Origin of the sequence: Halomonas sp. PA16-9, assembly GCF_009728585.1 — a bacterium.
GTDB lineage: Bacteria > Pseudomonadota > Gammaproteobacteria > Pseudomonadales > Halomonadaceae > Vreelandella > Vreelandella titanicae.
Genome location: NZ_CP040451.1, coordinates 2,362,769 through 2,377,834, shown reverse-complemented (window position 1 = coordinate 2,377,834; position 15,066 = coordinate 2,362,769). Strand labels below are relative to the sequence as shown.

The following is a 15,066-nucleotide window of genomic DNA, read 5'->3' as shown; positions in this document are numbered from 1 at the left end:
CACAAACGCGTAAAGCTAACGAGCAAACTTGCCTTTGCCACCCAATTACCAGCATAAAGGCATCATTATTAGGTATATGAGGGTAACCCACACATTTATCAAACACGTCACAGTCAGCGACAACGCATTAATTGATGCCTCGCATCAACATTACCCACAAGTAGCCTGAATAGAGATTCCACTCTCATCAGTAAGCTGAACTTTTTCCTTTCAGCCAGGTTACCAACACTAACGCACTGGGAGAGTGCATTACAGGCAAGATAAGCACGACCTGTATGATTCACGTATTAGAGGCCAGATAATGTTCAACGCGATGACACGAGCTGAGATCTGGCTGCAGGACACACTTGATAAGCCACTCGGTATTGAAGACCTTGCGAATCACATAGGGTATTCATCTTCCAAGTTCGGCGCCAATTTCGCCAAAGCTTTGACATCTCACCTAGCGCTACCGTGAAATAAGGCGATTGGAGCGCGCAGCGGTGTTGCTAGGGCTTACTCCTCTCAATATAGCGCAAATTGCGATACGTTGCGGGTACCATAACCACTCGTCGTTTTCCCGGGCATTTCAACGTCGCTATCAGCTGAGTCCGCGCCATTTCGACAAACCCTGAAAACCACGCTCATTCAGCCAAAACCGCATCCTGTTTTTAACACGCGCATCGAAAAAAGCAATGACCGACAAATGATCCTAATGCGCCTCTACAAAGCTCCCACGCATATAAGGGGCTAGGGGATGCCAGCTATCAGAATAAGCAGCTAGCGTGCTTACAGGCGCGCCTTAGACTATCAACGACCGTCATTGCACTGCCCGACATACTCGCAGATAAGGCTAATGCACTTAATAGTGAATTTTTTCATTCATACCGTACCGACTTTGGTCTTTACCTATCGGATACGGACAATGCACAAGACATTGCGTTACCAGTGCACTACCGGCGGGTCGACATTCCCACCCACCACTACGCGAGCACGTGCTTTGACGACTTAGCTGATCTAAATAGCGCGTTGATGCATACCATCATGTATCTACTTCACAAGAAAAATGTCTGTCACGTTAGCGGCCACCCTCCGCAGGTATTATGGAAAGCGAACCATTTAGAACTTCGTATTCCCTTAATAGCCTAGCAGTGATGGCCACGTCTTAGCGATATAGCTGAACACAGGGCAATAAAAAAACCGGCATTCCTGTACAGAAATGCCGGTTGTTAACTAACTTAGTCTTCCATGCGCTCCAGCCAAGACTCGACGGTTTCATCGCCATACTGATCTTTCCAGCTACGCAGGCCCTTATGGTTGCCGCCACGAGTCTCAATGACTTCCCCCGTTTTGGGGTTTTTGTAAATTTTAAGACGACGCTTACGACGTGCATTGCCACTGGCTGTGGTTTTAGCCGTACGCTGGTCAGCAGCCGGATCCAATAAGGCAATGACATCGCCTGGGCGCTTGCCAAACTCAGTCATTAGCGCTTCAAGTTTGGCCTTAAATTCCAACTCACTTTTTAGACGCTGGTCGCCTTCTAAGCGCTGCAAATCTTCCTGAAGCTGCTTTAGCTGCTGCTCTTTTGGATATATTCGTTAAGTAATGACATCGAGGTTCCTTTAATAGCTTATCCAACTGAATGGGGCTCAGCTGAATGGGATCTAACTGAGGTGCAGATTGACAACCTTGACACCCACTAGTTCAGAATGCAGGGACATTATTCCTGTAAAAAGAGTAACTGACAACAGTCTAGTTGATTTTCACTCAATTACTAATCGTTTTTTTAAAACTCAATTGCTGCTTAAAGAGTTTAACCCTAATAGAACATGGCGACTATACACACCTACCGTAGAGCTATTACAAGCACTCAACCACTACAAACAAAAGCGCCGCCCATAAGGGCGGCGCTTTTACAAACCAATAACTAATCGATAATTAGTCTTGGCCCATCTGCTGCTTGATCAAATCACCGATGGTGGTCGGGCCACCTGCAGTTTCCGGCTCTTGCTCACGCATCTTCTTCAGGTTCTGACGCGTATCGTCTTGGTCTTTCGCTTTTACCGACAGATTGATCTGACGACTCTTACGATCAACACTTACGATACGGGCTTCTACGCTGTCGCCTTCATTCAGCACATTGCGCGCGTCTTCTACGCGGTCAGCACTGATTTCAGAGGCTTTCAGCACAGCAATAACGTCAGTCGCCAATTCAACTTGAGCTTCTTTAGCATCAACTTCAATGACGCGACCCGTTACGATGCTGCCCTTGTCGTTGACTGACAGGTACTCAGCAACGGGATCAGAATCCATCTGCTTGATACCCAGCGAGATGCGCTCACGCTCTGGATCAATAGACAGGATAACAGCTTCAGCTTCATCGCCTTTCTTAAAGCTGCGTACGGCTTCTTCGCCAGTATCAGTCCAAGAAATATCAGACAAGTGAACCAGACCGTCAATACCGCCTTCTAGGCCGATAAAGATACCGAAGTCAGTAATTGACTTGATGGTACCGGAAACACGGTCACCCTTGTTGTAGTCAGTGTTGAAGGTTTCCCACGGGTTAGCAGTGCACTGCTTGATACCCAGAGAAATACGACGACGCTCTTCGTCGATATCCAACACCATAACGTCAACATCATCGCCCACTTGAACGACTTTAGACGGATGGATGTTTTTGTTAGTCCAGTCCATTTCAGAAACGTGAACCAGACCTTCAACACCCTCTTCCAGCTCGGCAAAGCAGCCGTAGTCAGTCAGGTTAGTGACGACCGCGTGTACTTTCATGCCTTCTGGATAACGCTCTTTAATGTTGACCCACGGATCTTCGCCCAACTGCTTCAGACCCAGTGAAACGCGATTACGCTCACGGTCAAACTTCAGAACTTTGACGTTGATCTCATCGCCAACGGCAACGATTTCGGACGGATGCTTAATACGCTTCCACGCCATGTCTGTAATGTGCAGCAGGCCGTCAACACCACCCAGGTCTACGAAAGCGCCGTAGTCTGTCAGGTTCTTAACGATACCCTTGATCTGCTGACCTTCTTGCAGAGTTGCCAGCAGCGCTTCGCGCTCGGCACTGTTCTCTGCTTCCAGAACCGCACGACGTGATACCACAACGTTGTTGCGCTTCGGATCGAGCTTGATGACTTTAAAGTCCAGCTCTTTGTTTTCCAGGTGCGCAGTGTCGCGAACTGGACGAACGTCAACCAACGAGCCCGGCAAGAAGGCACGGATAGAGTCAACTTCAACAGTGAAGCCGCCTTTAACCTTACCGTTAATAACGCCCTTAATGATTTCGTCTTTCTCGAAGGCTGCTTCAAGAATCTTCCAAGCTTCTGCACGCTTGGCTTTTTCACGAGACAGACGCGTTTCACCGAAACCATCTTCTACGGCTTCAAGTGCAACGTGCACGTCGTCACCGATAGCGATGTTCAGATTACCGTGCTCATCGCGGAATTGTGACGCAGGGATCTGACCTTCAGATTTCAGACCAGCGTTGACAGTAACCCAGTCACCGTCAATGTCGACAACCTGAGCCGCGACAATAGCGCCTGGCTCCATGTTGATGTCGTTAAGAGACTGTTCAAACAGCTCAGCAAAGCTTTCGCTCATGGTGTTCCTACGTAATTACGTTGTTGAGGCATAAATGCCTTCTCCGCACCACCAGCAAGTGCGGGCCTAATGTCACTCAGCCTTTGGGGGTGTTAACGCTGGTTAGACCTGACCGGGCTCACCGATGTGAGTTTAGTGCCCTGCCACGTCGTGACACCTATCCAAAAGCGCCGCAAGGGAGAATCAGACGCCGCTTACCAGCCCTTTTTGGGCGAGCAGTTCGGTCAGTCGATCAACCACTTCCGGTATGCTCAGGCGCGTGGTATCAAGCGTAATGGCATCATCTGCCGGCTTGAGAGGAGCCACACTGCGCTGCGTGTCGCGTGCATCGCGTGCCTGAATCTCCTTTAAAAGACTCGAAAGACTAGCATCCACCCCGGCTTCCTGCAACTGCAGATAGCGTCGACGCGCCGTTCATCGGCGCTGGCGGTTAAAAAAAATCTTCAGCGCCGCGTCAGGAAACACCACGGTACCCATGTCACGACCATCCGCCACCAAGCCCGGCGCTTGGCAAAAATCGCGCTGGCGCTGTAGCAGGGCTTGGCGCACCGCAGGCAGTGCCGCCACTTGAGAAGCTCGCTCGCCGGCCTGTTCGGTGCGAATCACCTGGCCAACACTTCACCTTCAAGCAGTGTACGTGGCTGTCCCTCTTCAACAGGAAACGCCACATCTAACTGCTCTGCCAAGCGTGCCAGGCCCAACTCGTCGTCAACGGCTATGTTGTGCTTAACTGCTGCTTGAGCCGTCAGTCGATAAAGTGCGCCACTATCGAGAAGATGCCAGCCTAGGCGCTCTGCCACCAAGCCACTGATCGTACCTTTACCTGCGCCGCCAGGCCCATCAATGGTGACAACGGGAGCAGCAGCAACACGATCATTCATGCGCGCCCTCCACGCTAACGCCCATGCCAATACGCGTGGCTAATTCGACAAAGTCAGGGAATGAGGTCGCCACATTGGCGCAGTCTTCAATAACAATTTCTGCACTTGCACGTAGTGATGAAATCGCAAACGCCATGGCAATACGGTGATCGCCCAGACTATCGACACGCCCACCGCCGTAGCTCGCTTTTTGCGCATCGCCATTGCCGACAATATCGATGCCGTCGTCTACAACGGTGTGCTGCACACCTAACACAGCCAAGCCATCGGCCATGGCCCGAATGCGATCAGACTCTTGACACGCAGCTCTCGGCGCCCCTTAGACGAGTCACGCCATCGGCGTTGGCGGCGGCAATAAACAGCGCGGGGAATTCATCAATGGCTAACGGCACTTGCTCTTCGGGAATATCAATGCCTTTCAGCGGCGCATAGCGAATACGAATATCGGCCACCGGCTCCCCCCCCACTTCGCGCTCATTCTCTAACGCCAAATTCGCCCCCATCAGGGTAAGAATATTGATTACGCCAATCCGGGTGGGATTAATGCCGACGTGTTCAAGGGTGATATCTGAGCCTGGGGTAATGGCAGCTGCCACTAAGAAGAAGGTTGCAGATGAAATATCCGAAGGCACATCAATGGGGCCTGCGGTGAGCTTACCGCCCCCTTTGAGCCAGCAGGTATCGCCTTCACGGGAAACCGCATAGCCAAAACCATTGAGCATACGCTCGGTGTGATCGCGGGTCGGTGCAGGTTCGCGTACCCGAGTTTCGCCTTCGGCGTACAGCCCCGCCAGCAACAGGCAAGATTTTACCTGGGCACTGGCCATGGGCATATCGTAATCGATGCCTTTAAGCTTGGCGCCACCATGAATCTTCAACGGCGGACGCCCGCCCTCAGCGGTATCAATGGTTGCGCCCATCAAGCGCAGCGGGTCAGCCACGCGCCCCATAGGCCGTTTGGTTAGTGACTCATCGCCGGTCAGCTCGCTATCAAACGCTTGGCCTGCCAGCAGTCCTGAAAAAAGCCGCATGGCGGTGCCCGAGTTACCTACATAGAGCGGGCCTGCGGGGGCTTTTAAGCCATGCATACCCACACCGTGAATCGTCACGCGGCCCTGGTGCGGCCCTTCGATCGCCACACCATTTCCCGAAACGCCTGCAGGGTCGCCAGGCTATCCTCACCTTCCAGAAAGCCTTTTACTTCAGTGACACCCTCAGCCAGCGCGCCCAACATAATAGAGCGGTGCGACACGGATTTATCGCCAGGTACGCGCAAAACGCCCCTGGGCTTGACCGCCCGGCTGCACACGGTAGGTGACCTTACCTTGTGGTTGCATATGATATTCCGCCTGATAACTGGTTTTGTTCAATAAAGAGTCGAAATAGTGCCGGGCGTGGCTAGCCCGATCAAAGGTGGCAATCAGCGCATCGCTGTCACCGGCTTCTACCGCATGACGCAATCGAGAAAGCCCCGCTTCAAAATCATCCAGCGATGCTAAAACCGCCTGCTTGTTGGCAATAAAAATATCTCGCCACATCACCGGGTCGCTTCCGCGATACGGGTAAAGTCGCGAAAGCCGCCCGCTGCGTAACGAAAAATATCTAGCCGTTCATCCTGACGGGCCAGCGTATCCACCAGCGAAAATGCCAGCAAGTGCGGCAAATGGCTGGTACGCGCCAACACTTGGTCATGGCGCTCTACGTCCATTTCCAGCACATCGGCACCACAGGCTTCCCATAAGCAGCGCACGCGCTGCAAAGCCTCACGGTCGACGTTCAGCTCAGGTGTCAAAATAACCTTGTGGTCTACATACAAACGCGGATTCGCCGCTGCCACACCGCTTTTTTCTGAACCGGCAATAGGGTGCCCCAGCACCATATTAGTGGGTACCTGGCCAAATACACGCTGAGCGCAGGCGCGGATAGTCGCCTTGGTACTACCAACATCGGTAATCACAACGTCAGCCGACGCGTTAGGTAGCGCTTCGGACAAGCTTGCCATCACGCTCTCCATGGCGAGCACCGGCACTGCCAGCACTACCATGGTGGCGTCATTGACTTGCTCATCAAGGTGGGTACTGCCTGAGTCGATCAGCCCCATCTCAATACCGCGTGCAATCTCAGCTTCGTCAGGGTCACAGGCAACAATTGACCCTGAAACCCTACCGCGCGCAGCGCTGCCGCCAGCGAACCACCAATCAATCCCAGACCAACAATCAATAGACGCGACTCATGACAGCCTGATGTTTTTACACCGTCTTCGACCATTAACGTCACAGCACGCCTATGGGGTAAGAGCCCAGCACGCGTAGATCTGCCGCTCGTAGCTGCACCTCTTCAAGCACTGCCGCGACCTCAGGCTCATCACGATGGCCTTTAAAGTCGATAAAAAAGACGTAGTTCCACACACCGGTACGCGAAGGACGCGTTTCAAGGCGCGTTAAATCAATTTGGTGGCGATGAAAAGGCTCCAGCAGCGCATGCAGCGTCCCCGGCTGGTTGCGCATGGCAACCACAATAGAGGTTTTATCCTCTCCTGCCATGGGCACATCCTGGTTGCCAATAATCAAAAACCGCGTGGAGTTATCCGGGCTGTCTTCAATTTTTTCGGCAATGTGCTCAAGCCCATAAAGCTTGGCCGCCATATCACCTGCAATCGCCGCACTATGCCACTCGGTTTTGACTAACTTGGCCGCTTCCGCATTAGAGGAAACCGGCACGCGCTCCGCATGGGGATAGTGAGCATCCAGCCATTTACGGCACTGGGCAAACGACTGCGGGTGCGAGTAAATACGCGAGACCTTATCGCGCGCGTCGTTTCACTGACCAGCAAATGGTGGTGAATACGCAGTACTACTTCGCCACAAATTTTAATCGAGGAATCCATAAAGGTGTCCAGGGTGTGATTAACCACCCCTTCGGTGGAGTTTTCCACCGGCACGACGCCGTAGTGTACGGCCCCCGCCTCTACTTCACGAAATACCTCGTCGATGGCTGCCATGGGCAGGCTAACAGCGCTTTCACCAAAGTGCTTGAGCGCCGCCTGTTGCGTAAAGGTACCTTCAGGGCCTAAGTAAGCAACTTTTACCGGCTGCTCAAGCGCCAAACACGCCGACATGATTTCGCGAAACAGCCGCGCCATCTCTTCTGAATCGAGCGGCCCCTTATTCAACGCCATAATGCGCCGAAGCACCTGAGCCTCTCGCTCAGGGCGATAAAACACCGCATCTTTATCTTCAGCTAGCTTGACATGGGCCACCTGCTGGGCACAGCTGGCGCGCTCACTGATCAGGTTCAGAATATCGCTATCGAGCTGATCGATACGCTGGCGCAACTCATCCAGATTGATCGACGTGTCGGACATGGTGATTAGCCCCTTGTTTTTTCAAAATCGGCCATAAATGCAATTAAGGCATCTACCGCAGACTCAGGCACCGCGTTGTAAAGGCTGGCACGCATACCGCCCACGCTGCGGTGACCTTTCAAATTAAGCAGCCCCGCCGCATCGGCCTGCTGTAAAAACGCTTTATCCAGTGCCGAATCGGCCAGTATAAAGGGCACGTTCATGCGCGAACGGTTGGCTTTAGCAATTGGATTGCTATAAAGCTCACTGGCATCAATCGCTGCGTAAAGTTTATCGGCCTTACGCTGATTGATAGCGTCCATCGCCGCCAATCCGCCAATATCGTCCTTCAGCCACTGAAACACCAGCCCGGCTAAATACCAAGCGTAAGTGGGGGGCGTATTGACCATCGAACCAGCGTCCGCCAGCATTTGATAATCAAATAGCGAAGGTATATTGGCCCTAGCTTTACCTAGCAGGTCGTCACGCACCACCACCAGCGTTAACCCGGCGGGGCCAATATTTTTCTGTGCCCCAGCGTAGATAACGCCAAATTCGCTAACGTCGATGGGTCCAGACAGAATGTTCGACGACATATCGCAGACCAGCGGTACGTAAGCACCATCGGCACGCTGAATATGCGGCGTATAATCAAATTCCAAGCCACCAATTGTCTCGTTAGAGGTGTAGTGCAAATAGGCAGCATCTGCGCTCACCCGTAGGTCGTCTTGTGCGGGCACCGCCGTATGGCCGTTGGACTCACTGCTGGCAACCACATGGCAATCAAAACCAAGGTGCTTGGCCTCATTGAGCGCCTTCTTGCCCCAGATGCCGGTCTGAATAAAATTGCCTCTACCGCCTTGCCCCAACAGGTTCATCGGCAGCATGGCAAACTGCAAGCTGGCCCCGCCCTGTAGAAACAGCACGCGATAGTTATCCGGCACGCCCAGCAGATGACGAAAGTCGGCTTCGGCGCGCTCGGCAATGGCAATAAATTCATCGCTGCGGTGGCTCATTTCCATTACTGAAAGGCCGCGCCCCTGGTAGTCCAGCAACTCTTCCCGGGCGCGCTCCAGCACGGCCACTGGCAGGGCCGCTGGCCCTGCGCAGAAATTATAGTGACGTGTCATCAGTCCCCGTTTCCTGTGCATCATCGGATGTTTTATTCGCCTGTGCGTCTTCAAGGCTGCTTTCTTCAGGGTCACCCGCTCCTTCAAGAGCGCTTAGCTCGTCGCTCTCTTCCGGTTCATCAACGCGCACCGTCTTGACCAGCTTCTCCTCTTTGCCAAGACGAATCAGCATCACGCCCTGGGTATTCCGTGATGTGGTCGAGACCTCTTCCACACGGGTACGCACTAGCGTGCCGCGGTCGGTGATCAGCATCATTTCATCGCTGTCATAGACCTGCATCGCCGCCACGAGCGAACCGTTACGCTCGCTGGTTTGCATGGCGATGACACCCTGGCCACCACGACCACGCAGCGGGAATTCTTCCAGGCGCGTGCGCTTGCCGTAACCATTCTCACTGGCGGTCATAATGTAGATCTGACCAACGGCGGTCTCGGCTACAGTGCTCTCTTGGGCACCGTCTTGCGTTTCCCCTTCGGCATCCGCCTCGGCGTCGATCTGCTGGCTTTTAGGAATAATCAGGCTAATGACTTCCGCGTCGCCAGCTAGGCGCATACCACGCACCCCGCGGGCAGTACGCCCCATGGCGCGGGCTTTGCCCTCTTCAAAGCGAATCGCCTTGCCGTTAGACGACAGCAGCATGGCATGGTCATTACCCGTGGTAATCGCCGCGCCAACCAAGCGGTCGCCCTCTTCCAAATCAATCGCAATCAGACCGACGCTGCGTGGGCGCGAGAACTGCTCAAGGCTGGTACGTTTTACGGTACCTTTAGCCGTGGCAAAGAAGATGTAGTTATCAGGGTTGTAGTCGCGCACCGGCAAGATGGCGTTGACCGCTTCACCCTCTTCAAGCGGCAGCATATTCACCAGCGGTTTACCCCGCGAGCCGCGGCTGGCGTTGGGCATTTCGTACACTTTCAGCCAGTACACTTTGCCGCGATTTGAGAACAGCAGTACGGTGTCATGAGTAGAAGCCACCAGCAGATGCTCTATCACATCTTCGTCTTTCATGGCTGTAGCGGACTTACCTCGGCCACCACGGCGCTGGGCCTGATAATCCGACAGCGGCTGCGTCTTGGCATAGCCTGAACGCGACACGGTTACCACCATGTCCTCTTCGGCGATCAAGTCCTCCATCGACAAATCGAGGTGACTAGCCTGAATTTCAGTACGACGGTCATCGCCAAACTGATCACGCACCGCCCGCAGCTCTTCGCGAATCACTTCCATCAAGCGGTCAGCAGAGGCCAGAATCTCGGTTAGCTCGGCAATTTTCTCAAGAATGCTGAGGTATTCATCAAGCAGCTTCTCGGTCTCAAGTCCCGTCAAGCGATGCAGGCGTAGCTCAAGAATCGCCTGCGCCTGGGCAGGAGAAAGCCGATAAGAGGTGGCCGCGGTATTTAAACCAAAACCCTCTTCCAGCTCTTCTGGCTTGCAAGAAGTAGCCCCGGCCCGCTCTAACATGGCGGTCACCTGACCGGGCTGCCAAGTCTTGGCGAGCAGCTTTTCACGCGCTTCAGCCGCGTTGGGTGAGGCTTTGATCAGCTCAATCACTTCATCGATATTAGAGATAGCGACGGCCAAGCCTTCCAACAGATGCCCACGCTCACGGGCTTTTTTCAGCTCATACAGCGTGCGCCGGGTAACCACTTCGCGCCGGTGACGAATAAAGGCTTCCAGCATCTCTTTAAGATTGAGCGTGCGTGGCTGGCCATTTTCCAGCGCCACCATGTTAATCCCGAACACGTTTTGCAGCTGCGTTTGAGCAAACAGGTTATTGACCACTACTTCGCTGGACTCACCGCGCTTGATTTCAATCACCACGCGCAGGCCATCTTTATCCGACTCATCGCGCAGTTCGGCGATACCTTCAATCTTCTTCTCTTTCACCAGCTCGGCGATCTTCTCGATCAACCGCGCCTTATTCACCTGATAAGGCAGCTCGGTGATGATGATGTGGTCGCGACCGGTTTTGTCGTGGTGCTCAATGGTGTGGCAAGCGCGCACATAAATACGCCCACGGCCTGTACGGTACGCCGACAAAATACCCGCGCGACCATTAATGATCGCGCCGGTGGGGAAGTCAGGGCCGGGGATATACTCCATCAAGTCATCCACCGACAGCGTGTAGTCATCGATGAGGGCCAAACAGCCGTCAATCACTTCACGCATATTGTGCGGTGGAATATTGGTCGCCATACCTACCGCGATACCCGACGAGCCGTTAATGAGCAGGTTGGGTACCTTGGTGGGTAATACGGCGGGGATACGCTCGGTACCGTCGTAGTTATCCACCCAATCGACGGTATCTTTTTCAAGGTCAGCAAGCAGTTCGTGGGCAAGGCGCGACATACGCACCTCGGTATAACGCATGGCGGCCGCGTTATCCCCATCAATAGAACCGAAGTTGCCCTGACCGTCGACCAGGACATGGCGCATTGAGAAGTGCTGCGCCATACGTACGATAGTGTCGTATACCGCGCTATCACCGTGCGGATGGTATTTACCGATGACATCGCCGACGACACGCGCCGACTTCTTGTACGGTTTATTCCAATCATTACCCAGTTCATGCATGGCAAACAGCACACGCCGGTGAACCGGTTTAAGGCCATCCCGCACATCTGGAAGCGCGCGGCCGATAATGACGCTCATCGCATAGTCGAGATACGACTGTTTAAGCTCGTCTTCAATATTGACGGGCAAGATTTCTCTGGCGATGTCACCCATGAAAGTCAGATCCTTTGCACTGCATTGGCACTGCGAGAGTTGAAAGCGCTGGTAAACACCGCTCTGAAATTACCATAGAGCGGCGCGCAAATACTCCGACATCATACCACCGCAAAAGCAGCAAGGGCAGCCAGGGAGCTCACCAAAGCCGTTTAGACGCTAAATGCCTCTTTCCCCAAGGTTAATGCAGCCAACGCCTCACGCACCTCTCCCTCGATTGCAGCGGCCTTGTTGGCGCGCATATCGAGTAGCACGAAGGTTAAATCCGCACGGGCGATGACGGCGCCATCCTTACGCACAATACGATGGTGGCAAAGCCCGCTGCGCTCACCAACGTCGATGATCCCGGTCATCACTTCCAAATCATCCCCTTGGCGGGCAGCGGCCAGATAATCAATGTTCAAATTGACGACGACGAATGCCCGCCCGGCCTGATGGAGCTCTTTGATCATCTCTGGGTGTTGATCAAAGAAGTCCCAGCGCCCTTCTTCCATAAACTCAAGATAGCGAGCGTTATTGACATGCCCATAGCCATCCAGATGATAGCCTCTAACGCGTAAATGAACTCGCGACAGCGATGCACTCATATCGACTCCTCTATAGTGATTGGCAACGATTCAATCAAACACAAGTTTGAAACACGTGCAACAGAGACGATTGGTGACAGCCGCTGGTAGGAATGCCCCGCTTTCGCCATAATGTGCCACCTTTTAAACAGGATTGGCTCCATGTGGTTTAAGCACTTGCATTTATACCGCCTGCACGACGCGCCCGAATTATCCAGCGATGAGCTCGCTAGCGCTTTACAAGAGCATGCCGCCAAACCACTCGGCAACGCCGACGCACGCCGCCTGGGCTGGACTGCACCTGCTGGACGTTTGGGCGCAGGGCAGCTTGTTCACGAAATTCAATCACATCGGCTGCTTTCAGCGCTGCGTCAAGAGCGCCTACTGCCCGCCTCTGTTGTAAAAGAGGAAGTCGATGAGCAGGTGGCGGATATTGAGGCCAGCGAAGGCCGCAAAGTGACCCGCAAAGAGAAGACCGCGTTAAAAGAGCAGGTAACCGAGAATTTATTGCCCCGCGCTTTTGTGCGTAGTCAGAAAATTGATCTTTGGTGGGACATTCGCGGCCAGATGATAGGCATCAATGCCAGTTCACGCACCCGCGCCGAAGATATTCTGGATTTGCTTCGCGAAACCCTGGGCAGCCTAAAAGTCACCCCACTGAGTTCACAGACGCTGCCTATTCGCGCCATGACCACTTGGCTAGGTGACGCGGCCAGTCGCCCGGCCGATCTTCAGCTTGGTGACCAGGTTGAACTCAAAGCTAAAGGTGATGACGGTGTACTGCGCGCTCGTCAGGTCGATTTAGACAGCGATGAAATTCAGCAACTGCTTGAGACCGGCCGCCAAGCCAGTAAACTCGCGATTAGCCTGGAAGGACGGCTAAGTTGTGTGTTACACGATGATTTGGCGCTGAAATCGTTGCGCTTTGGCGATGCCTTGATTGAAGAAGCCGATCACGCTGACGACGGAGACGACGCGCTTGCCCGTCTGGAAACAGACTTTATTCTAATGGCGCAGGCGCTATCTACCGATATTCCACGCTTGATAGAGTGGCTTGGCGGCGAGACACAGCGGGAACCCGCGGCGCAGTAAGGGCTCTATAGTCATTCCAGACTGTTATCCGAAGTCGTCTTTTCGCCTCGATGTTATTAATCGATATTTACTATTTATCATCCAACGGTTCGCATGACTCATCACAACAACGCTACCAACGCCTCTACCGAGACAGACCCGTGGGCCGATATTCGGCCCTTTATGGATCATGAAGTGGCCGATGTGCTGGCCAGACTCTCACGGGACAACGAGCTGCTGGATGCACTGACCCGCTTTCGGCTGCCGCGCATGGCGCGCTGGGCACCATCCCTGGCGCGTGTTTTTGCCAGCCGTGCCGTACGTCGTGAAGTCAAAGACGTAACGACGGTTTATGAGTTTCAAATGCGTATTGCCCATTACATGGAGCGCATGATTCGCACCACCACGGATGCCTTTGAAGTTACCGGCCTCGACAAACTCGACGCCAACGGCGCTTACCTGTTCATAGGTAACCACCGCGATATCTCGCTGGATCCCGCGTTCGTCAACTATGCGCTGTATCAAGCAAACCGCGATACCGTGCGTATCGCGATCGGTGACAATCTGCTTAAAAAGCCCTATGTCACAGATCTAATGCGGCTTAATAAAAGCTTTATCGTGCCACGCAGCGCCCGAGGTAAGCGGGCTATGCTGGCAGCATACCAGCAACTTTCCGCTTATATTCGCCATACCATTACCGAAGACCAGCACTCAATCTGGATGGCACAGCGGGAAGGGCGGGCCAAGAACGGCATCGATCACACTGAGCCCGCCATTATCAAAATGTTGATCATGGCCAGGCGAGCCGCAGAACGAGACATGGTATTTGGCGAGGCAATTGCTGAGTTAAAGCTGGTGCCGGTATCGATTAGCTATGAATACGACCCCTGCGATGTCCAAAAAGCCCAGGAGCTGCACGATATCGACACACTGGGTAGCTACGCTAAAAGTGAGTTTGAAGATATTCGCTCCATTGTAGCCGGCATTACCGGCTCCAAAGGGCGTGTACGGCTGCACTTTGGCACACCGGTAGGTTCTGATATGGCCACGCCCGACGAAGTCGCTGCTGAGATTGACCGCCAGGTGATTGGTGGCTATCGACTGTTCCCCAGTCATTATTTGGCTTTAGAGGCGCTGGGCGAAGCACCGGAGCTGGTGGCACGCAAAGCCATCACTCGACAAGACCGTGAACGCTTTAATGCCCGGCTTGCCGAAGTGCCGGAGCCTCTGCGCCCCTACTGGCTTGCCCAGTACGCGAACCCTGTTAAACACAAGGCAGGGCGACTGACGCTCTAAATCAGCGTTTTAAGCTGCCATTTTAATAACGGGCAATTCATGCCCGTTGGCGGAAAAAATGCTATGGTCGACGCATTGATTGGTTTCGCATGGCGCTGTCGTCAATTGCGATCCTAAGGAGACCCCCATGTCCGGTTCAGAAATTCAGAAAACACGTATCATCAACGAGCTACGTGGCTTTATTCGTAAGCTGCTGCAAGATCCAAAGATCCTTGAGCAATCACTGGCGATTGCCAGAGAACAGCTGACCGAAGGCAATAGCCCTGCGGTGATGGCGCGGATTGCCAACGAAATTTCCGATACCACCAGCGTGCATATACCGGAAGACCCGGCTGAACACTCTGAGGCTGATAAGCTTTTTAGAACTGCTGCGTGAAGTCGTTCAAGAAGAGCAAGCGCTTTATTAATCGTTGCTAGGACGTAACGGTATCGGCGAAGCGTTTAGCGACTTCGC

At 53.5% G+C, this 15,066-nt stretch carries 8 protein-coding genes and 5 pseudogenes; 4 read left to right on the top strand and 9 right to left on the bottom strand.

The window, feature by feature from the left end; all coding sequences use genetic code 11:
• The first annotated feature begins 482 nt into the window (after positions 1 to 482).
• The gene (locus FDY98_RS27790; RefSeq protein WP_340146484.1) at positions 483 to 614 is read left to right on the top strand and encodes a helix-turn-helix domain-containing protein; all 132 of its coding nucleotides are present in this window, start codon (positions 483 to 485) and stop codon (positions 612 to 614) included.
• A 603-nt stretch (positions 615 to 1,217) separates the two neighbouring features.
• On the opposite strand, the pseudogene FDY98_RS10905 reads toward FDY98_RS27790, so the two are convergent.
• From FDY98_RS10905 to FDY98_RS10870, 9 genes and pseudogenes are all read right to left on the bottom strand, one after another.
• Positions 1,218 to 1,591, bottom strand: a pseudogene (locus FDY98_RS10905) (histone-like nucleoid-structuring protein, MvaT/MvaU family).
• Positions 1,592 to 1,917: 326 nt separating this feature from the next.
• Positions 1,918 to 3,597 carry a 30S ribosomal protein S1 gene (rpsA, locus tag FDY98_RS10900; RefSeq protein ID WP_008957327.1) on the bottom strand — a complete coding sequence of 560 codons (1,680 nt, stop codon included), beginning with the start codon at positions 3,595 to 3,597 and terminating at the stop codon, positions 1,918 to 1,920.
• Positions 3,598 to 3,780: 183 nt separating this feature from the next.
• A pseudogene (locus tag FDY98_RS29485) lies at positions 3,781 to 4,164 on the bottom strand ((d)CMP kinase).
• Positions 4,165 to 4,199: 35 nt separating this feature from the next.
• On the bottom strand, positions 4,200 to 4,478 hold the full coding sequence (locus FDY98_RS29480) for a (d)CMP kinase (protein ID WP_442907916.1): 279 nt from the start codon (positions 4,476 to 4,478) through the stop codon (positions 4,200 to 4,202).
• Positions 4,471 to 6,746: pseudogene (locus tag FDY98_RS10890) on the bottom strand (bifunctional prephenate dehydrogenase/3-phosphoshikimate 1-carboxyvinyltransferase). Before FDY98_RS10890 ends, FDY98_RS29480 begins: the two are co-directional and overlap by 8 nt.
• A gap of 5 nt (positions 6,747 to 6,751) precedes the next feature.
• Positions 6,752 to 7,842, bottom strand: a pseudogene (pheA, locus tag FDY98_RS10885) (prephenate dehydratase).
• 5 nt (positions 7,843 to 7,847) lie between these two features.
• The gene (serC, locus tag FDY98_RS10880) at positions 7,848 to 8,951 is read right to left on the bottom strand and encodes a 3-phosphoserine/phosphohydroxythreonine transaminase (protein WP_027959297.1); all 1,104 of its coding nucleotides are present in this window, start codon (positions 8,949 to 8,951) and stop codon (positions 7,848 to 7,850) included.
• Positions 8,935 to 11,679 carry a DNA gyrase subunit A gene (gyrA, locus tag FDY98_RS10875; protein ID WP_155705823.1) on the bottom strand — a complete coding sequence of 915 codons (2,745 nt, stop codon included), beginning with the start codon at positions 11,677 to 11,679 and terminating at the stop codon, positions 8,935 to 8,937. Before gyrA ends, serC begins: the two co-directional genes overlap by 17 nt.
• A gap of 152 nt (positions 11,680 to 11,831) precedes the next feature.
• The gene (locus FDY98_RS10870; protein ID WP_009286586.1) at positions 11,832 to 12,266 is read right to left on the bottom strand and encodes an acyl-CoA thioesterase; all 435 of its coding nucleotides are present in this window, start codon (positions 12,264 to 12,266) and stop codon (positions 11,832 to 11,834) included.
• A gap of 141 nt (positions 12,267 to 12,407) precedes the next feature.
• Here FDY98_RS10870 and FDY98_RS10865 point away from each other — a divergent pair, with 141 nt between their 5' ends.
• The 3 genes and pseudogenes from FDY98_RS10865 to FDY98_RS10855 all read left to right on the top strand — a co-directional run bounded on the left by FDY98_RS10865 (position 12,408) and on the right by FDY98_RS10855 (position 15,019).
• Positions 12,408 to 13,337 carry a recombination-associated protein RdgC gene (locus FDY98_RS10865; protein ID WP_027959295.1) on the top strand — a complete coding sequence of 310 codons (930 nt, stop codon included), beginning with the start codon at positions 12,408 to 12,410 and terminating at the stop codon, positions 13,335 to 13,337.
• A 93-nt stretch (positions 13,338 to 13,430) separates the two neighbouring features.
• Positions 13,431 to 14,612, top strand: a complete 1,182-nt coding sequence (locus tag FDY98_RS10860; RefSeq protein WP_009286584.1) for a 1-acyl-sn-glycerol-3-phosphate acyltransferase — start codon at positions 13,431 to 13,433, stop codon at positions 14,610 to 14,612.
• A 127-nt stretch (positions 14,613 to 14,739) separates the two neighbouring features.
• Positions 14,740 to 15,019: pseudogene (locus FDY98_RS10855) on the top strand (hypothetical protein).
• The last annotated feature ends 47 nt before the right edge of the window (positions 15,020 to 15,066 follow it).

Coding starts and splice junctions, on each gene's coding strand:
- rpsA (WP_008957327.1), bottom strand. CDS start 3,597: ATGAGCGAAAGCTTTGCTGAGCTGTTTGAACAGTCTCTTAACGACATC.
- FDY98_RS29480 (WP_442907916.1), bottom strand. CDS start 4,478: ATGAATGATCGTGTTGCTGCTGCTCCCGTTGTCACCATTGATGGGCCT.
- serC (WP_027959297.1), bottom strand. CDS start 8,951: ATGACACGTCACTATAATTTCTGCGCAGGGCCAGCGGCCCTGCCAGTG.
- gyrA (WP_155705823.1), bottom strand. CDS start 11,679: ATGGGTGACATCGCCAGAGAAATCTTGCCCGTCAATATTGAAGACGAG.
- FDY98_RS10870 (WP_009286586.1), bottom strand. CDS start 12,266: ATGAGTGCATCGCTGTCGCGAGTTCATTTACGCGTTAGAGGCTATCAT.
- FDY98_RS10865 (WP_027959295.1), top strand. CDS start 12,408: ATGTGGTTTAAGCACTTGCATTTATACCGCCTGCACGACGCGCCCGAA.
- FDY98_RS10860 (WP_009286584.1), top strand. CDS start 13,431: ATGACTCATCACAACAACGCTACCAACGCCTCTACCGAGACAGACCCG.